Raw genomic sequence first — 18,739 nt, 5'->3', positions numbered from 1 at the left:
ATTAAATGATCTTTAAATAACAAAAAATAAACATGAAATATCCATCAATTTTTATTGCAGTTCGGCCATCCCCAACCTTGGTTGCGGCGATTCGGAAGCGTTTTCCAGATGCTTTCAAGCGTGGATCGAGACCAGGCGCCCCCGCCGTGGGCATCGCTCGAAAACGAGCCGCCCAAGTACTCAAGTCCAGGCAGACCGGGCCGCCCCCCTCAAGGGGAACGAAACTGGCAGTGGCGAGAGAAGGCGCAGGCAAAACGATCCTGCTCGGGACAACAACGGTCCCGAGCAGGATCGTTGATGCACCTAACAGGCCGTTGCAAAACGTAGGCGATGGCAACGCAGGTAGTTTTTCAACGGCCTGCTAAGTACCCCTGGGCTTGGCCCGGGCGGTGGCCTCGGCGATCAGCGGATCATCCGGCCAGTAGTGCTTGGGATAACGGCCCTTGAGGTCCTTCTTGACCTCCGCGTAGGTGCTGCGCCAGAAGCTCGCCAGGTCCTGGGTCACCTGCACCGGGCGGCGGGCGGGGGACAGCAGGTGCAACTTGACCGCTTGGTGGCCACCGGCGATGCGTGGGGTTTCGGCCAGGCCGAACAGCTCTTGCAGGCGCACCGCGAGGATCGGCGGCTGCTCGCTGTAGTCCAGGCGGATCGACGAGCCGGATGGCACCTTCAGGTGCTGCGGGGCCAGCTCGTCCAGGCGCTGGGGCAAGGGCCAGGGCAGCAAGCCAAGCAGGATGCCGGCCAGGTCCAGGTTGGCGAAGTGGGCCAGGCGCGAGACCTTGCCCAGGTACGGCGCCAACCAGTGTTCCAGCCCCTCAAGCAAGGCCGCATCGCTGACATCCGGCCACTGGCTTTCAGCCTTGGCGGCCAGTTCCAGCTGGCGCAACAGGGCCACCCGGGCCTGCCACTGGCGCAGCTCGGCGGTCCAGGGCAACAGTTCCAGGCCCTTGCGCCGCACCAGCTGGACCAGGGCCAGGCAGCGGGCGCTTTCATCCAGGCCCGGCAGCGGCTCGCGGCTGAGCACCAGTTCGCCCACCTTGCGTTGTCTTTCTGCCCGCAACAGGCCTTCACGCTCGTCCCAGTCCAACTGGTCGACGTTACGCACCTGCTCGGCCAGCACCGTTTCGAACAGCGCTGGATCGAAATCCGCAGCGAGGTAGATCCGCTCCTCACGCTGGCCCTGGCGACTACCCAGGTCGGCGATCACCAGCCAGGGCTGCTTCATCAGGTTGTCGGGCTCGCTGAACTGGGCCGCACGGCCATTGGCCAGGCGGTACTCGGCGCCACCCGGGCGCCGTTGCTGGGCCACCCGGTCGGGATAGGCCAGGGCCAGCAAGGCACCGAGCCAGCGTGGATGCTCGGGATCGGCCACCGCCGCATCGGCTTGGCCGCGCAGGTAGCCGCGGTATTGGCGCGCCAGTTGTCGGGCCCGCTGCACGCCACCCTGGGCGCCACGGGCAGCTCGCGCCTCACCCGAGAGCAGCACCAGGCGGCTGTGCAGGTCGGCGTCGGCGCCCCGCAGGATGTCACGTTCCCCGAGCAAGGCCGCGACATCGCAAGCCATCGGCGCCAGTCCCAGGGATTGGCCGCGCAGCAACAGATGGGCGATGCGCGGGTGGGCCGGCAACTCGGCCATGGCCTGGCCGTGGCGGGTCAGCTTGCCTTCCCCGTCGAGCGCGCCCAGGCGCATCAACAGGTCCTGGGCCTGGGCATAGGCCGCAGCGGGCGGCACATCCAGCCAGGCCAACTGGCCCGGCGTCACGCCCCAGCGCGCCAGTTGCAACGCCAGGCCGGCCAGATCGGCCTGGAGGATCTCCGGGCTGGCATGGGCGGCCAGTTGTTCTTGCTGGTCCGCCGACCACAGCCGGTAGCACACCCCCGGTTCCAGGCGCCCGGCGCGACCGGCACGCTGGGTGGCGCTGGCCCGGGAGATGCGCTGGGTATCGAGGCGGGTCATGCCGCTGCCGGGATCGAAGCGCGGCACCCGCGCCAGCCCGGCATCCACCACTACCCGCACGCCGTCGATGGTCAGGCTGGTCTCGGCGATGTTGGTGGCCAGCACCACCTTGCGCTTGCCCGGCGGCGCCGGATCGATGGCGGCGCGCTGGGCGGCAAGCTCCAGTTCGCCGTGCAACGGGCACAGCAGGATCTCGTCACGCTCGCCCAAGGCCTCGCTCAATTGCTGGTGCACCCGGCGAATCTCCGCCTGGCCCGGGAGGAACACCAGCAGGCTGCCGCTCTCGTCATGGACCGCCTCCAGGACCACCTGCACCACCCGCGGCTCGATGAACTCACCAGGCTGGAACGGCCGGCCCCAGCGCTGGGCCACCGGGAACATGCGCCCCTCGCTGCGCAGGATCGGCGCATCGTCCAGCAGCGCCGACAGGCGCTCGCCCTCCAGGGTCGCCGACATCAGCAGGATCTTCAGCGGTTGCTCGTCACGGAACAGTTCGCGGCCATTGAGGCTCAGGGCCAGGGCCAGGTCGGCATCCAGGCTGCGTTCGTGGAACTCGTCGAAGATCAGCAGGCCGACCCCCTCCAGGGCCGGGTCGTCCTGCAGGCGCCGGGTGAGAATGCCTTCGGTGACCACTTCGATACGGGTACGCGGGCCGACCTTGCTGTCCAGGCGGATGCGATAGCCCACGGTTTCCCCGACTTTTTCCCCCAGCTCGCTGGCCAGGCGCTCGGCGGCGGCACGGGCGGCCAGGCGCCGGGGCTCGAGCATCAGGATGGTTTGCCCGGCCAGCCAATCCTGGTCCAGCAACGCCAAGGGCACGCGGGTGGTCTTGCCGGCGCCGGGCGGGGCTTCGAGCACCGCTTCGTGGCGTGTCGCCAAGGCGTCACGCAGTGCAGGCAAAACTTCATCGATCGGCAAGGATTTCATGCTGGCTCCAAAACAGAGGCGCGAGTATAACGGCGAACTGCCCGGGGCTGATCATGGTCTGAGTGCTGATCGACGAGACTTGCCCCCCGCACCATTTGTCCGGGCCTTCATGCCTGTTAGGAGATATCCATGCGTATTCCCCACCGTGTCATCGGCGGCATCCTGGTGACCACCCTGCTGACCCAGCTCACCGCCTGCGGCTCGATCTTCTTCCCCGACCGGCGCGGCCAGATCGACGGCAAGATCGACCCGGTGATCGTGGCGCTGGATGCCGTGGGCCTGCTGTTCTACGTGATCCCGGGGCTGATCGCCTTCGGCGTCGACTTCGCCACTGGCGCCATCTACCTGGAGCCGGGCAAGACCGCACAGGTCGCACCGGAGAAACTCCAGCAGGCCATCGGCGCCGACGGTACAGTCGACAAGCGCAAGTTGCAGGCCATCCTCGAGCAGGAGCTGGGGGGCCACTTCCCGCTGGACGACCCACGCCTGATCCAGCACAAGGGCAGCGTGCAACAACTGGCCCTGTACGGACTGCAGCCAGCCGCTTGAACCCGCCGCACAAGGAAACCCCATGATCGGTAGCCCGGAACACGCTCGCCTCCTGCGCCTCGCCACCCGCGCCTCGGTCACCGTGGCCGGCATCCTGATCCTGACCAAGGCCGTGGCCTGGTGGCTCAGCGGCTCGGTGAGCATGCTCGCGGGCCTGACCGACTCGGTGCTCGACGGCTTCACCTCGCTGCTCAACCTGCTGGCGGTGCACTACGCCCTGCGTCCGGCGGACGACGACCATCGCTACGGCCACGGCAAGGCCGAGTCCCTGGCCGGCATGGCCCAGGCGCTGTTCATCGCGGGCAGCGCGGTACTGATCGCCTTCCAGGCGGTCGAGCGCCTGCATCACCCGGAACCGGTCGGGGCGCCCTGGCTGAGCATCGGGGTGATCGTATTGTCGCTAGTGCTGACCAGCGCCTTGCTGGTGTTGCAGCATCGGGTGATCCGGGCCACCGGCTCCAATGCGGTGCGCGCCGACTCGCTGCACTATCGCTCCGACCTGATGCTCAACGGCAGCATCCTCCTGGCCCTGGCCCTGGCGGCCTTCGGCTGGCAGCAGGTGGATGCCTGGTTCGGCCTGGGGATCGCCGTGTACATCCTCTGGAGCGCGATCCAGATCGCCCGGGAAAGCTTCTCGGTACTGATGGACGAGGAACTGCCGACCGAGGTCAGCCAGCACATGCTGGAGCTGGCCTGCGCGGTCCCCGGAGTATTGGGCGCCCATGACCTGCGGACACGGATTTCCGGCAGCCGCTGGTTCGTCCAGCTGCACCTGGAGCTACCCGGCGACCTGACCCTGAGGGTGGCCCACGGCATCAGCGACCAGGCCGCCGATGCGATCCACGCGGCCTATCCGCGGGCCGAAGTGCTGGTGCACGCCGACCCGCAGGAGGTAGTCAGGGCCGCCAGGGCTCAGTAGGTCACCTGGTAGCCCCGTGAGCTCAGGCAATTGCCCTGGGCCTGGCGATAGGCCTGGACCACTTCGGGCGCCGGCTGGTAAGTCACGCTGGCCGGATCGAAACCACTCTGCTGCACTGCCCAGCGATAACAGTCGTAGCGGTCCTGATCGACCTGCTGCGGCGGCTGGCCGTTGACCGGATAGGCCAGCACGTCATAGCCGTTGCCAACCGGTTGCGGCGCAGGCGGCACAACGCCTGCCGGCGGCTCCACCACCACGTATTGCTGGGTGTTGGCTTCATAGGTGTAGTAGGCACCGGCGGCAAGGAAGAACAGCGCGCTGCCGATCCACACTTCCCGCGCGTAATCGGGCAGGTAGCCCACGCGGATGCCATAGGGCGGGGTCACCACCACATAGCGGCTGCCCTGGGGGCGATACCAGTAGCCACCCGAGAAGAAGTAGTCGTGGCCACGATAGGGCACGCGAAAGTTGCGCTCGGGGAAACGATCGATCACATAACCCGGGCGGTATTGCGGACCCGGACCCCAACCGTTGCCACGACCGTCAGGACGACCCGGCCAGCGATTGTCATTGGGGTGGCGATTGTCTGGACGCCAGCCAGGATTGCCGGCCTGCCAATGCGGGTTGTAATCGTTGCGCCGGGGGATGTCCTGGTAATAACCGCGTTGCGGTTCCTGGGTCTGGCGCACGGTATCCGGACGCGGCTGGATCGGCAGGTTCGCGGCCGGTTGTGGCGCTGGCCGCCCCTGCTGCTCGGCTTCGTGGCGAGGCCGTTCCTGCCACTGCCCATCCTGATGTTGAGGGCTGCGCTCGAACTGGCGGCTGTTGTCGCCACGGATGATTTCGTTCTGCATCCGCGGTTGCTGCGGGGCCGGCTGCTGGTACGCCGGATGGCCCTGGTTGCTTTCCCTGCGGCCTTCAGGAGCATGTTCGCGCTGTCCCCCGGCCTGCTCCCCCTGCTGGGGAGGGCGCCTCTCGTCTCGCTCATCGGCGAACACTTGCGCGCTGACGCTCACGCACAACACACCAACACCTGCCATACGCCAGATGCGCGACTTCATGCTATTCCTCACTGCGAATTGGGGGGAACCTGAACATAAGACTGGCAAAAGCCCAGGGCGGTTCTGCTAGAGATTATCAGTCACGAAACTTATTTCGCAGGCAATAAAAAAGGGCGGCCCGTCGGCCACCCCTTGAGATTTTGTCCGTGCTCGGCGCTTGTGGCACCGGCTCACCTCACTCCGTCTTCTGGACAGGGTGCAGCCCGGGGGCCTGCCCAACCCTGTGGGGTTGGCGGCCGCGGCAGGCCTGATTCGGCGGGCCGCAGTGGACTCTATGTCCGGGCAGTGATTCTGGTGATAAGAATAGGCCTCGCCTCGCGACAGAGGATTGCGAAGATTGCTTTGCCAAACAGCTCTTGCGCAATTTTTAACCCGAGATAGATAATTCAACGCAATAGTTAAGACAAAGGCCTGAACGATGAGCAAACTGGACCGCTATGACCTGAGCATTTTGGCGGAATTGCAACGCGACGCCCGCATCTCCAACCAGGAATTGGCCGAACGCATCGGCCTGTCGCCCTCGCCTTGCTCGCGCCGGGTCAAGCAGCTGGAAGACGACGGCTACATCTCCCGCCAGGTCGCGCTGCTGGATCGCAAGATGCTCGGCCTGAGCCTGACCGCCTATGTGTTGATCGGCATGGATCGCCACACTCCGGAGCGCTTCGAGAACTTCGAGGCGGCGATCCGCAATCTGCCCCAGGTGCTCGAGTGCAGCCTGGTGACCGGGATGGATGCCGACTACCAACTCAAGGTGGTAGTACCGGACATGGACCATTACCAGAAGCTGCTGCTGGGCCACCTGACCCGGATCGAAGGCGTGACCAGCGTCCGCTCCAGCTTCGTGCTCAACCAGGTACTCAACAGCACCGAACTGCCGCTGACCCACCTGCGCAACTGATCCGGCAAGCCGCCATGCGGTCCCGGGCTGTGGCGACGTAACGCACGCAGATCAATGCCCGGGCCGGAACGCTTGGCGTATACTCGCCCGGCTTTTTTTGTCCTGCGCGCACTGGAGATGTTCGATGGATCCGGCAGTATTCGAAGAGTGGATGATGACCGGCCTGGTCAGCATCCTGATCATTTTCATGGGTTTCATCGTCTGGGACCTGGCCAAGAAATCCAAGGCCGGGCGCTTCGGCTCGTTCATCCTGTTCTTCGTCCTGGGCCTGGGCGTGGCCGCCTTCATCATCAAGAGCGTGGTGATCGGCCTGATCGAGACCGGCGCCCTATAGCCGCGCCGGCACTTCCTTCCACTGGCCTTGGTCCAGCCCATCCAGGGTCCAGTCACCGATCCGCACCCGTACCAGGCGCAAGGTCGGCAAACCCACGGCGGCCGTCATGCGTCGCACCTGGCGATTGCGCCCTTCACGGATCACCAGCTCCAGCCAACTGGTCGGCACGCTCTTGCGAAAGCGCACCGGTGGATTGCGCGGCCACAATTGCGGCTCTTCGAGTTGGCGAGCCTGGGCCGGCAAGGTCATGCCGTCGTTAAGCTCCACACCGTCGCACAAGCGCTGCAACTGCTCGGCGCTGGGCTCGCCTTCCACCTGCACCCAATAGGTCTTGGCCAGCTTGTGCTTGGGATCGGCGATGCGCGCCTGCAACTGGCCGTCGTTGGTCAGCAGCAACAGCCCCTCGCTGTCGCGGTCCAGGCGCCCGGCGGGATAGACCCCGGGGATGGCGATGAAATCCTTGAGCGTCGCCCGGCCTTCACCGTCGCTGAACTGGGTTAGCACATCGAACGGCTTGTTGAACAGGATCAACCGTGGCTCGGCAGGCGGCGCCTTGGCCACGCGCTTGGCGGGGGATGCGGAAAACGGCTTCGCGCCAGGGCGACGGGAAGCGGGACGGGACGGACGGGACATGAGCTAGGGAACATCTGGCGATCAGGACCGACAATGCTAGTGGCCTGATCGCCAAATGACCATGGGGCGAGGTGTCAGCGGAACGGCGGCTCGTCGAAGCTGCGCAGTTTGCGCGAGTGCAGGGAGTTGAGTTCGCTGCGCAGCAGGTCCACGGCCTCGATACCGATCTTCAGGTGCTGGCTGACCGCCCGCTCGTAGAAGGCGTTGGCCGAACCCGGCAGCTTGATCTCGCTATGCAGGGGCTTGTCCGAAACGCACAGCAAGGTGCCGTAGGGCACCCGCAGGCGATAACCCTGGGCAGCGATGGTGCCGCTTTCCATGTCCACCGCCACGGCCCGGGACAGGTTGATCAGCGGCCGCTCCTCGGCCCAGCGCAACTCCCAGTTGCGGTCGTCGTAGGTCAGCACGGTGCCGGTGCGCAGGCGCTTCTTCAGTTGCTCGCCCTTCTCCCCGGTGACGTTGGCCGCCGCTTCTTGCAGCGCCAGCTGGACCTCGGCCAGGGCCGGGATCGGGATGTTCGGCGGCACCACGCGGTCGAGGATACCGTCGCGGCGCATGTAGGCGTGGGCCAGTACATAGTCACCGATGGTCTGGGACTGCCGCAGGCCGCCACAGTGGCCGATCATCAGCCAGCAGTGCGGACGCAGCACGGCCAGGTGGTCGGTGATGTTCTTGGCATTGGACGGGCCGACGCCGATGTTCACCAGGGTCACGCCGTGGCCATCGCTGGCCTGCAGGTGATAGGCCGGCATCTGGTAGCGATGCCAGACCACGCCGGCGGCAATGGCCGAGGCCTCGCCGTGGTCCATGCCCTTCTCGATGATCACGTTGCCCGGCAGCACCATGCGCACGAAGCGCGGATCGTTGCGCAGTTGCTCAAGGCCATGGACGATGAACTGGTCGACGTAGCGATGGTAGTTGGTCAGCAGGATCCACGGCTGCACATGGCGCCAGTCGCTGCCGGTGTAGTGCACCAGGCGGCGCAGGGAGAAATCCACCCGCGCGGCGTCGAACAGCGCCAGCGGCAGCGGATTGGCGTTTTCCCAGTTGTACAGGCCGTCGGCGATGCCATCGGTGGCGGCCGACAGGTCGGTGCTCGGGAAAACCCGGGCCAGGGCCGCGGCGGTTACGCCGGAGCCGGCCAGTTCATCGCCCTGCTCGACGACATAGGGATAAGGAATGTTCTGCTCGCTGACACCCACTTCCACCGTCACGGTGAAATCGTGCATCAGTGGCTCCAACTGCTCGAGCAGGTAATTGCGGAAGGCCGCGGGATGGGTGACGGTAACGCTGTAGGTGCCTGGCAGCTGGACCTTGGCGTAGGCCCGGGTGGTCTGTGGCACTTCGCCCTGGCAGTGATAGGTCAGGCGCAGCTCGGGATAACGGAACAACGCTCGCTGCTCGGCATCCGGTTCGATGCGGTCCTTGAGGTAACGCTTGAGCGCCTGGCTCAGCGCGGTGGTGGCCCGCTCGTGCAGAGCAGCCAGCCGATCCACGGCTTGTTCGGCGGATTGAACGACAATAAAAGCTTCGGTCACGATGAGCACCCTGTGTTCTGATCTTGCAGGCGTCCATCTTGCCTGCAACCTCGCCCCACGGAAACAGTGGCATCGCAGCCAGGACCGGCAAGCCGGCCCTGGAGCCCCTCAGAAGCCTTGTGGCGTCGAGCGAGCGACGATGGCGGCCACATCCAGCCCCCGCGGCAGAGTGCCGTAGGCCCGACCGGACTGGCCCCCCAGGCGACTGGCGATGAAGGCGTCGGCGACCACCTGGTTGCCGGCCTCCAGCAGCAGCTTGGCCTGCAACCCCAGGGCAATGTCCTCGGTCAGCTGGCGAGCACGGTACTGGATATCATCGGTGTCCTTGAAGCTCTCCTTCAATCCAGCGATATGGCCGGCCAGGCGCCGGTCGCCATGGCCATCGCCCAGCTCGGCGAACAGCGCATCGAGCACGCCCGGCTCTTTCGACAGGGCCCGTAGCACATCCAGGCACTGGACGTTGCCGGAGCCTTCCCAGGTGGAGTTCACCGGCGCCTCGCGGTACAGCCGCGGCAGGATGCTGTCCTCGACATAACCGGCGCCACCCATGCATTCGGCGGCTTCGTTGATCATGGCCGGGGCCCGCTTGCAGATCCAATACTTGCCCACCGCCGTCACCAGGCGCGAGAACTTCGCTTCCTGGGCATCGTCCTGGTGATCCAGGGCCCGGCCCATGCGCATGCTCAGGGCCAGGGCCGCCTCGCTCTCCAGGGCCAGGTCGGCCAGCACGTTCTGCATCAGCGGCTGCTCGCCGAGCACCCGGCCACCGACGCTGCGATGGGCACAATGGTGGCTGGCCTGGGTCAGCGCCTGGCGCATCAGCGAGCTGGAACCCACCATGCAGTCGAAGCGCGTCATGGCCACCATCTCGATGATGGTCGGCACGCCCCGCCCTTCCTCGCCGACCATCCAGGCCAGGGCGCCACGGAACTCCACTTCGCTGGAGGCGTTGGACTGGTTGCCCAGCTTGTTCTTCAAGCGCTGGATGTAGAACTGGTTACGGCTGTCGTCGGGACGATGCCGGGGCAGCAGGAAGCAGGTCAGGCCCTTGTCGGTCTGGGCCAGGGTGAGGAAGGCATCGCACATCGGCGCCGAACAGAACCACTTGTGCCCCACCAGCTCATAGGCCTGCCCCGGCCCCGTGGCCCCCACCGGATAGGCCCGGGTGGTGTTGGCGCGCACATCGGTGCCGCCCTGTTTCTCGGTCATGGCCATGCCGATGGTCAACCCGGCCTTGTGCTGCATGCCGACATTACGCGGGTCGTACTCGGTGGCGAGGATCTTGGGCAGCCACTGCTCGGCGATATCCGGCTGCAACTTCAGGGCCGGCACGCAGGCGAAGGTCATGGTCAGCGGGCAACCGCTGCCGGCCTCGGCCTGGCTGTGCAGGTAGGTCATGGCGGCCCGCGCCACATGGGCGCCAGGCTGGGGATGGGTCCAGGGCAAGGACGTGAGGCCGCCTTCGATCGCCGCCTGCATCAACTGGTGGTAGGCCGGGTGGAACTCCACCAGGTCGATCCGGTGGCCGAAGCGGTCATGGCTGTTGAACACCGGCTTGTTCTGATTGGCCAGGAACCCCGCTTCCATCAACGGCCCGCCGGCCAGGGCACCATAGGCATCGACCCGGGACTCGGCCCAGCCAGCATCGAACCGACGCATCCATTGCTGCAGTGGCAGGTCGATCCGATAGAGGTTGGTGCCATCCAGGGATGGTGGCTGGTTGGTGACTTCGTGGGTTTCAGCGAACTGGTGGAGGTTCATCACGGGGCTCCTTCAGGGTGTGCCAAGACCCCAGTTAAGCACCCGCCTCCCTCCGTTCAAAGTGGCATATCCGCCTAAATATCGGCGCTTTCGCCTTGTTCTTCCCGCAGCACCCACCTGGCCAGCACGGCTTGCAGTTCTTCGAATTTCACCGGTTTTCCCAGGTAATCGGTCCCGGAACCACCGATGCAGCCCTCTGTACCGGGAACGCAGGCCAGCAGGATCGGCAAACGGGCATACCCCGGCAAAGCCTGGGCCTGGAGGCGGAACGCTCCGACCTGGGCGGTATTGATATCACCGTCCAGCAGCACCGCGCTGATGGCCTCGCGCCCCAACGCCTGCAAGGCATCGGTGGGACTGGCGACAGTGCGTACCCGGTACCCCAGCTTGAGCAGCATGCCCCGCAGCACCAGCTGGTTGACGTCGTTGTCGTCCACTAGCAGCACGCTGCAATCCTCGGGCAGGCGCCGCGAACCAACGACCGACGAACGGGCCACCGGTTCCTGGGAGTCGAGCGCCACATGCAGGCGGAAGCAGCTGCCCTGGCCTGGTGTGGATTCATGGGTAAGCTGCCCGCCGAGCAGTTCCACCAGCTGCCGGCAGATCGCCAGGCCGATACCCAGGCCACCGTATTCGCGGGTCATGGAACCATCGAGCTGGAAGAAACGCTGGTACAGGGTGGCTTCGTCCAGGTTGACGAAGCCGATGCCGCTGTCGATCACCTCGAAGATCAGGTTCACCCGCCCAGCCGGGGCGGCCCTGCTGACCACGCGCAATATCACGCCGCCGCCAGAGGTGAACTTGACCGCGTTCTCCAGCAGGCATTCCAGGCAATGGCTGAGCTTGCAGCGATCCCCCAGCAAGCGATCGGGGATACCCACGCCCAGGTCGACCCGGAACGACAACGACTTGCTCGCTGCGCTAGCGCCGAACTGGGCCTGCAAGGCGCTCAGCAACGAACGCAGGCTGAACGGCTGGCTTTGTGCCGTGAGCTTGCCGGCCTGCAATTCGGTAAGAGTGAGGATGCCGTTGACCATGCGCATCATGTCCCGGGCGGAGCCGGCGGCGGTCTGCTGGTACTGCTCCAGCTCCGGATCCAGCTCCAGGGTCTGCATCAGTTCCAGGGAGCCGATGACGCCATTCATCGGGGTGCGCAGTTCGTGGGTCAGGGTGGCCAGGAATTCATCCTTGAGCCGATTGCTATGGGCCAGTTGCTGGTTCAGCACCTCCAGCTTCTGCCCGGCGTCCTGCAGGGTCCGGGCCTGCTGTTCGCGCATCGAGTTGATCCGGTCGGCCAGGGCCAGGGACAGCAGTGCCACCTCGATCGCCGAGCCGATCTGGCTGGCGTACATGGTCAGGAACACGTTGGGCAGGTAGCCGAGCACCATCAGGGTGTTGATCACTCCGCCGAACAGGAAGGCCGACCAGGCAATGATGAAATAGCGCGCCACCCGCAGGCCACGGCACCAGGCGACGATCCCCGCGACATAGATGACCACGGTGAAGACCAGGGCCAGGGTGGTGGCCAGGCGCAGCGCCAGGGCGTAGCTGGTCATCAGCGAGAGGGCCATGACCACGGCCCCGAAGGCCATCAGCGCCAACAGGACACGGTCGACCCAGGGACTGTGGCGGGCGGTCTGCAGGAAGCTGCGGGCGAACTGGCTGCCGAACAGGCCGGCCGAGCCGATGAAGAAGGGGGTCGCGGCGTTGGCCCACCAGGGGTTGTCGGGCCAGAAGTACTCTACCGCGGCGCCATTGACCGAAAGCTGGTACAGGCCGAACGAAGCGATATAGACGATGTAGTAGAGGTAGCTGGTGTCGCGGACGCTGAGGTAGATGAACAGGTTGTACACCAGCATGCCCAGCAACACCCCGTAGATCAGCCCCAGTACATACAAGCGGGCGGGCTGGGCCTCCAGGTAGGCGGTGCCGGACCAGAGGCTCACCGGTGCCTGGATCGACCCTTCGCTGGAAAGGCGCAGGTAGACGGTCTTGTGCTCGTGGGGCGAGAAATTCAGGCTGAACAGGTAGTTGTTCTGGTGGATCTGCCGGCTGCTGAAGGGCAAGGCGTCACCGGTACGCCCGGCTAACCGATAACCGCCGCTTTCATCGGGGACGTACAGGTCCAGGCGATCCAGGGGCGGATAGGCCAATTCCAGCAGCCAGCTGCGTTGCGCGGCGGGGTTGGCGGGGCGGTAGTCCAGGTCGATCCGCAGCCAGAATGCCGAGCGCGAGTAGCCGGCATTGAGCGTATCCTGGTCGTGGGCCTTGAAGGCTCCGGCCAGGGCTGCGGAACTGACATCGGCGATCGTCGCCTGGCCACTTGTGTCCTCGAGGACTTGCATCACCCGCCCCAAGGGCAGGCGTTGGGTGAACTCGTCGAACTCGACGGCACCAGCCAGCATCGGCAGGCTCAACAGCAACATCAGCAAATAGCGCATTAAAGCCCCGGCGTGGCTTGTCCGGTTGCGTCAGGAAGCCCCCCATTTCCCTTTGAGAAGACGTCAACCAGCATGACCTGTTATTGGATTGAAACCACTCTAGCATAGCCTCTGATGGCCATTGAACACTATCGAGAACTTTAGTCTAAAGGCTCTAGAACGGGCCTTTCAGCGCAATCCAGCGAGCTAGAGCTGTTGCTTCGGTCAGGATTGTCGGCAGGAAAACAGCTCCGTGGATCATTCCGCGCCAGGCGCCGCGCAAAAAAGCGTTTGGTGGTAAGCTCGCCGCCCATGAATACCTACAGCTCCCGCCCCGTTGTCCTCTGTCTCTCCGGCCACGACCCCAGTGGCGGCGCCGGCTTGCAGGCAGATATCGAAGCCCTGCTGGCCCAGGGTTGTCACGCAGCTCCGGCTGTAACCGCCCTGACCGTGCAAGATACGGTCAACGTCAGCGATTTCCGCGTCCTGGATCGCGAGTGGGTACTGGCCCAGGCCAATGCCGTACTCAACGATTCCACCGTGGCCGCGGTCAAGCTGGGCATGCTCGGCTCCCTGGAAATGGTCGACACCGTGGTCGAGCTGCTCCAGGCGCATCCGCACCTGCCCCTGGTCTGCGACCCGGTGCTGCGCGCCGGCGGTGGCGGACGGCTGGGCAAGGATGAAGTGGGCTACGCCATGCGCGAACGCTTGCTGCCCCTGGCGACCATCGCCACCCCCAACCTCCCCGAAGCCCGGATCCTGGCGGAACTGCCCGAAGGCACCGCCGACCAATGCGCCGAAAAACTTTTGCCCTACATCAAGCACCTGCTGATCACCGGCGGCCATGGCGACGAGCACGAAGTGCACAACCGCCTGTACAGCCGCGACGGCCTGCGTGAAACCTATACCTGCCAGCGCCTGCCCGGTAGCTACCACGGTTCCGGTTGCACCCTGGCCAGCGCCCTCGCCGGCCGCCTGGCCCAGGGCGAGCACCTGGCCAGCGCCGTGAAAACGGCCCTGGACTACACCTGGCGGACCCTGCGCGACGCCGAACAACTGGGGCGCGGGCAGTTCGTCCCACGCCGCTTGCCGCTGGATTTCTGCTCGTAATGCCATGAGGCTCGCCCTATGAAACTACGTGGTCTGTATGCCATCACCGATAGCCAGCTGTTGGCTGGCAAGTTCCTGGAATACGTGGAGGCAGCGCTCGATGGCGGCGTCACCCTGTTGCAGTACCGCGACAAGAGCGACGACCAGGCCCGTCGCCTGCGGGAGGCCGAAGCCCTGCTCGGCCTGTGCGAGCGCTACAAGACCCAGCTGATCATCAACGACGACGCCGAGCTGGCGGCGCGCATCGGCGCTGGCGTACACCTGGGCCAGACCGACGGCCCGCTGACCCCGGCCCGGGCCCTGCTGGGGCGCCAGGCGATCATCGGCTCCACCTGCCACAGCCAGCTGGCACTGGCCGAGCAAGCCGCGCGCGAGGGCGCCAGCTACGTTGCCTTCGGCCGCTTCTTCAACTCCAGCACCAAGCCCGGCGCGCCCACCGCCAACCTCGAGTTGCTGGACCAGGCCCGGGCCAGCCTGCAACTGCCGATCTGCGTGATCGGCGGTATCACCCTGGATAACGCAGCACCGCTGGTCGGCCATGGCGCCGACCTGCTGGCCGTGGTCCACGGGCTGTTCGGTGCCGATAGCGCCGAACAGGTGACCCGTCGCGCCCGCGCCTTCAACGCCCTGTTCGATCTTTGATATTTTTTGAGAGCCCTGCCATGTCTCGTTCCGAAACATTGTTCGCCAACGCCCAGAAACACATCCCCGGTGGCGTGAACTCACCGGTCCGCGCTTTCCGCAGCGTGGGCGGCACTCCGTTGTTCTTCAAGCATGCCGAAGGCGCCTACGTCACCGATGAAGATGACAAGCGCTATGTCGACTATGTCGGCTCCTGGGGCCCGATGATCCTCGGCCACAGCCACCCGCAAGTGCTGGACGCCGTACGCAAGCAGCTGGAACACGGCCTGTCCTACGGCGCGCCGACCGCCATGGAGACCGAGATGGCCGACCTGGTGTGCTCCATCGTGCCGTCCATGGAGATGGTGCGCATGGTCAGCTCCGGCACCGAAGCCACCATGAGTGCCATCCGCCTGGCCCGTGGCTACACCGGCCGTGACGCCATCATCAAGTTCGAAGGCTGCTACCACGGCCACTCCGACAGCCTGCTGGTCAAGGCCGGCTCCGGCTTGCTGACCCAGGGCGTACCAAGCTCGGCCGGGGTCCCGGCCGACTTCGCCAAGCACACCCTGACCCTGCCGTTCAACGACATCGCCGCCGTCGAGAAGACCCTGGCCGAAGTCGGCCAGACCGTGGCCTGCATCATCGTCGAACCGGTGGCCGGCAACATGAACTGCGTACCGCCGGCGCCGGGCTTCCTCGAAGGCCTGCGCGAGCAGTGCGACAAACACGGCGTGGTGCTGATCTTCGACGAAGTGATGACCGGCTTCCGGGTCGCCCTCGGCGGCGCCCAGGCCCACTATGGCGTGACCCCGGACCTGTCGACCTTCGGCAAGATCGTCGGTGGCGGTATGCCGGTGGGCTGCTTCGGTGGCAAGCGCGAGATCATGGGCTGCATCGCCCCGCTGGGCCCGGTGTACCAGGCAGGCACCCTGTCCGGTAACCCTCTGGCCATGGCGGCCGGCCTGACCACCCTGCGCTTGATCAGCCGCCCGGGCTTCCATGCCGAGCTGAGCGACTACACCAGCCGCCTGCTCGAAGGCCTGCAGCAACGCGCCGATGCCGCCGGCATCCCGTTCGTCACTACCCAGGCGGGCGGCATGTTCGGCCTGTACTTCAGCGGCGCCGACGACATCGTCACTTTCGACGACGTGATGGCCAGCGATGCCAACCTGTTCAAGCGCTTCTTCCACCTGATGCTCGAAGGCGGCGTCTACCTCGCGCCAAGCGCCTTCGAAGCCGGCTTCACCTCGATCGCCCACGGCGACACCGAGCTGAAGCTGACCCTGGATGCCGCGGAACGTGCCTTCGCTGCCCTGAAGTGATGCCTCGGCCGGCGGACGCTGCGACCCACAGCGTCCGTCACGCCCTTTATGCGGACTTTGCTCCCGCCGACCGGGAAAATACTGGCGAAAGCGGCGAATATCGCGCCCATGCGGCAGAAAAACGAGTAAAGACTTTGTAAGGTGGGCCCTGCTTATTTCATAATGCGCGCTTATTGGGCCCCACGCTGGGCCGCGCGCCCCTCAGAGGTAAGTCGATTCCCATGAACCGCACCGGCCGCGCCCTGACACTGGGCTGCCTGTTGCTCCTTCAACCCCTGCTCGCGCACGCACAAGCAGGCGGCAACTCGTTGTTGATCCCAGCGCTGGGTCGCTGCACCCTCGATCCCCAGGCACAGGAACAGGCCGAGGCTCTTACCGCGTGCCAGAAGGCCGCCGACGAAGGGGATGCCCAGGCGCAATACGAGTTGGGCGAGTTCTACTACGAGGGCAAGGGCGTACCACGCGACCTCAACCTGGCCCTGAGCTACTTCGAGAAAGCCTCCCTGCAAGGCCACGCCCAGGCGCAGTTCAAGCTCGGCACCATGTTCTTCCACGGCGAAGGCGTACCGGCCAACAACGTCCAGGCCTATATCGTGCTGAAGATGGCTGCGGTCAATGGCGCCGAAGACGCCCTGGATACCGCCGATGAAGTCGCCGAGCACATGCAGCGCGACGAGCTGGAAGTCGCCACCCAGGTGCTGGGACAGATCTTCCGTAAATACCTGCTGGAACTGCAGAGCGCCGACGGCCGCTCGCCCTTCTCGCCCCTGCCTTGACCGCCTCGGCCAGCCATTGGCCAGCAAGACGGCCGCCGCTCACCGGGAACGGCCAGCAATCATCGAACGACGTTACTTCTCGGGCATCGGCATCGGGAACGGCATGACATTGCCCACGCCACGGGCTTCGCTGATCTTCGGCGTTCCCAGGCGCTCCACCTCGTCGATGCGCACGATCGAATGCATGGGCACAAAGCTGCGTACCACGCCTTCGAACTGGGCCTTGAGCTTCTCTTCGCTAGGATCGACCACCACTTGCGTGCGCTCGCCAAAGACGAATTCCTCGACTTCCAGGAATCCCCACAGATCGCTCTGATAGATCTGCTTGGCGTACATCTCGAACACCTGGCCCTGGTTGAGGAAAATCACCTTGTAGATTGGAGCTTCACGTTTGGTCATGGCGGACGGACAACAGGTCGGGGGAGAAAAATGGGGCGCGAACTATAGCATAGCTACCCGACGCGCAATGCTAGGAACCTGGGGGCATGGACCCTATAATGCGCGGTTCTTTGAATCACCTGAGACCTAGGTCCATGGCCAAAAAGCTTTACATCGAAACCCACGGTTGCCAGATGAACGAGTACGACAGCTCGCGCATGGTGGATCTGCTGGGTGAAAACCAGGCCCTGGAAGTCACGGCGCGCGCCGAAGACGCGGACGTCATCCTGCTCAACACCTGCTCCATCCGCGAACGGGCCCAGGACCGGGTCTACTCCCAACTGGGGCGCTGGCGCGAGCTGAAGCTGGCCAACCCGGAAATGGTGATCGCCGTGGGCGGCTGCGTGGCCAGCCAGGAAGGCGCGGCCATCCGCGACCGGGCACCTTATGTCGACGTGGTCTTCGGCCCGCAGACCCTGCACCGCTTGCCGGAAATGATCGACATCGCCCGAACCACCAAACTGCCGCAGGTGGATGTCTCGTTCCCCGAGATCGAGAAGTTCGACCACCTGCCCGAGCCGCGCATCGACGGCCCCAGCGCCTATGTCTCGGTGATGGAAGGCTGCAGCAAGTACTGCACCTTCTGCGTCGTCCCCTACACCCGTGGCGAAGAAGTCAGCCGGCCGTTCGATGATGTGATCGCCGAGATCATCCACCTGGCGGAAAACGGCGTCCGCGAGGTCACCCTGCTGGGCCAGAACGTCAACGGCTACCGTGGCCAGACCCACGAAGGGCGTACTGCGGACCTGGCCGAGCTGATCCGCGTGGTCGCGGCCGTCGATGGCATCGAGCGGATCCGCTACACCACCTCGCACCCGCTGGAGTTCTCCGACAGCCTGATCCAGGCCCACGCCGAAGTCCCCGAACTGGTGAAGCACCTGCACCTGCCGGTCCAGTCGGGCTCGGACCGCATCCTGGCCGCGATGAAGCGCAACCACACCGCCCTGGAGTACAAATCCAAGTTGCGCAAGCTGCGCGCGGCGGTACCGGGGATCTGCATCAGCTCGGACTTCATCGTCGGTTTCCCCGGGGAAACGGAGAAAGACTTCCAGCAGACCATGAAGCTGATCGAGGACGTGGGGTTCGACTTCTCCTACTCCTTCGTCTACAGCCAGCGCCCCGGAACCCCGGCCGCGGACCTTGCGGACGACACCCCGGAAGCGCTGAAGAAAGAACGCCTGAACGCCCTGCAGCACCGGTTGAACCAGCAAGGTTTCGAAATCAGCCGACAGATGGTCGGCTCGACCCAGCGCATCCTGGTGACCGACTACTCCAAGAAAGACCCTGGAGAGCTGCAAGGACGGACCGAGAACAACCGGATCGTCAACTTCCGCTGCGACGATCCGACCTTGATCGGCCAGTTCGCCGACGTGTACATCGACTCCGCGCAGCCCCACTCGCTGCGTGGCTCGTTGCTGGCGTAGGGGCGAGGAAACCGGCCTGGGCGCAAGCCAGCCTGCCGACCGGGCCAG

At 65.1% G+C, this 18,739-nt stretch carries 16 protein-coding genes; 9 read left to right on the top strand and 7 right to left on the bottom strand.

Annotated features, from left to right (window positions below):
* Window positions 1-361 precede the first annotated feature (361 nt).
* Complete coding sequence (gene hrpB, locus AC3WK8_RS14830) at window positions 362-2,884, bottom strand: ATP-dependent helicase HrpB (protein WP_103327029.1); 2,523 nt, start codon at window positions 2,882-2,884, stop codon at window positions 362-364.
* A 129-nt stretch (window positions 2,885-3,013) separates the two neighbouring features.
* Between hrpB and AC3WK8_RS14825 the strand changes: the two genes are divergently transcribed.
* Both AC3WK8_RS14825 and AC3WK8_RS14820 read left to right on the top strand, forming a co-directional pair.
* Window positions 3,014-3,433, top strand: a complete 420-nt coding sequence (locus AC3WK8_RS14825) for a hypothetical protein (protein ID WP_022641172.1) — start codon at window positions 3,014-3,016, stop codon at window positions 3,431-3,433.
* A 22-nt stretch (window positions 3,434-3,455) separates the two neighbouring features.
* Window positions 3,456-4,352, top strand: a complete 897-nt coding sequence (locus AC3WK8_RS14820) for a cation diffusion facilitator family transporter (protein ID WP_022641173.1) — start codon at window positions 3,456-3,458, stop codon at window positions 4,350-4,352.
* Here the strand turns inward: AC3WK8_RS14820 and AC3WK8_RS14815 are convergent.
* Window positions 4,346-5,413 (bottom strand): DUF6515 family protein, encoded by a 1,068-nt coding sequence (locus AC3WK8_RS14815; protein WP_103327031.1) that lies wholly within the window; start codon window positions 5,411-5,413, stop codon window positions 4,346-4,348. The genes AC3WK8_RS14820 and AC3WK8_RS14815 overlap by 7 nt on opposite strands.
* A gap of 418 nt (window positions 5,414-5,831) precedes the next feature.
* Between AC3WK8_RS14815 and AC3WK8_RS14810 the strand changes: the two genes are divergently transcribed.
* Together AC3WK8_RS14810 and AC3WK8_RS14805 are read left to right on the top strand one after the other, a co-directional pair.
* The gene (locus AC3WK8_RS14810; RefSeq protein WP_022641175.1) at window positions 5,832-6,311 is read left to right on the top strand and encodes an Lrp/AsnC family transcriptional regulator; all 480 of its coding nucleotides are present in this window, start codon (window positions 5,832-5,834) and stop codon (window positions 6,309-6,311) included.
* A gap of 124 nt (window positions 6,312-6,435) precedes the next feature.
* Window positions 6,436-6,645: a DUF2788 domain-containing protein gene (locus AC3WK8_RS14805; protein ID WP_022641176.1), complete on the top strand. Its 210-nt coding sequence runs from the start codon at window positions 6,436-6,438 to the stop codon at window positions 6,643-6,645.
* Here the strand turns inward: AC3WK8_RS14805 and AC3WK8_RS14800 are convergent.
* From AC3WK8_RS14800 to AC3WK8_RS14785, 4 genes are all read right to left on the bottom strand, one after another.
* Window positions 6,640-7,206 carry a pseudouridine synthase gene (locus AC3WK8_RS14800; protein WP_164485066.1) on the bottom strand — a complete coding sequence of 189 codons (567 nt, stop codon included), beginning with the start codon at window positions 7,204-7,206 and terminating at the stop codon, window positions 6,640-6,642. The two genes, AC3WK8_RS14805 and AC3WK8_RS14800, sit on opposite strands and share 6 nt — an antisense overlap.
* A 146-nt stretch (window positions 7,207-7,352) precedes the next feature.
* On the bottom strand, window positions 7,353-8,816 hold the full coding sequence (gene amn, locus AC3WK8_RS14795; protein ID WP_085597073.1) for an AMP nucleosidase: 1,464 nt from the start codon (window positions 8,814-8,816) through the stop codon (window positions 7,353-7,355).
* Window positions 8,817-8,924: 108 nt separating this feature from the next.
* A complete protein-coding gene (locus AC3WK8_RS14790) occupies window positions 8,925-10,577 on the bottom strand; it encodes an acyl-CoA dehydrogenase family protein (RefSeq protein ID WP_103327033.1) in 1,653 nt (550 codons plus the stop codon).
* A gap of 74 nt (window positions 10,578-10,651) precedes the next feature.
* Complete coding sequence (locus AC3WK8_RS14785) at window positions 10,652-13,018, bottom strand: hybrid sensor histidine kinase/response regulator (protein WP_103327034.1); 2,367 nt, start codon at window positions 13,016-13,018, stop codon at window positions 10,652-10,654.
* A gap of 291 nt (window positions 13,019-13,309) precedes the next feature.
* On the opposite strand from AC3WK8_RS14785, the gene AC3WK8_RS14780 reads away from it, so the two are divergent.
* From AC3WK8_RS14780 to AC3WK8_RS14765, 4 genes are all read left to right on the top strand, one after another.
* Complete coding sequence (locus AC3WK8_RS14780; protein WP_031320583.1) at window positions 13,310-14,107, top strand: hydroxymethylpyrimidine/phosphomethylpyrimidine kinase; 798 nt, start codon at window positions 13,310-13,312, stop codon at window positions 14,105-14,107.
* A gap of 18 nt (window positions 14,108-14,125) precedes the next feature.
* On the top strand, window positions 14,126-14,749 hold the full coding sequence (gene thiE, locus AC3WK8_RS14775; protein WP_085596969.1) for a thiamine phosphate synthase: 624 nt from the start codon (window positions 14,126-14,128) through the stop codon (window positions 14,747-14,749).
* A gap of 20 nt (window positions 14,750-14,769) precedes the next feature.
* Window positions 14,770-16,053, top strand: coding sequence for a glutamate-1-semialdehyde 2,1-aminomutase (gene hemL, locus AC3WK8_RS14770; RefSeq protein ID WP_022641183.1), 1,284 nt, complete (start codon window positions 14,770-14,772; stop codon window positions 16,051-16,053).
* Between the two features lie 221 nt (window positions 16,054-16,274).
* Entirely contained in the window at window positions 16,275-16,829 is a 555-nt protein-coding gene (locus tag AC3WK8_RS14765) for a tetratricopeptide repeat protein (RefSeq protein ID WP_022641184.1), read from the top strand.
* Between the two features lie 72 nt (window positions 16,830-16,901).
* On the opposite strand, the gene AC3WK8_RS14760 is transcribed toward AC3WK8_RS14765, so the two are convergent.
* Window positions 16,902-17,228, bottom strand: a complete 327-nt coding sequence (locus AC3WK8_RS14760) for a DUF1820 family protein (RefSeq protein ID WP_022641185.1) — start codon at window positions 17,226-17,228, stop codon at window positions 16,902-16,904.
* 134 nt (window positions 17,229-17,362) lie between these two features.
* Here AC3WK8_RS14760 and miaB point away from each other — a divergent pair, with 134 nt between their 5' ends.
* Complete coding sequence (gene miaB / locus AC3WK8_RS14755) at window positions 17,363-18,691, top strand: tRNA (N6-isopentenyl adenosine(37)-C2)-methylthiotransferase MiaB (protein ID WP_178088072.1); 1,329 nt, start codon at window positions 17,363-17,365, stop codon at window positions 18,689-18,691.
* The last annotated feature ends 48 nt before the right edge of the window (window positions 18,692-18,739 follow it).

The sequence above is a fragment of the Pseudomonas sp. FW507-12TSA genome (assembly GCF_058781435.1).
Note: the sequence above shows the minus strand (reverse complement) of the source record. Positions and strands in the feature narration are given on the sequence as shown.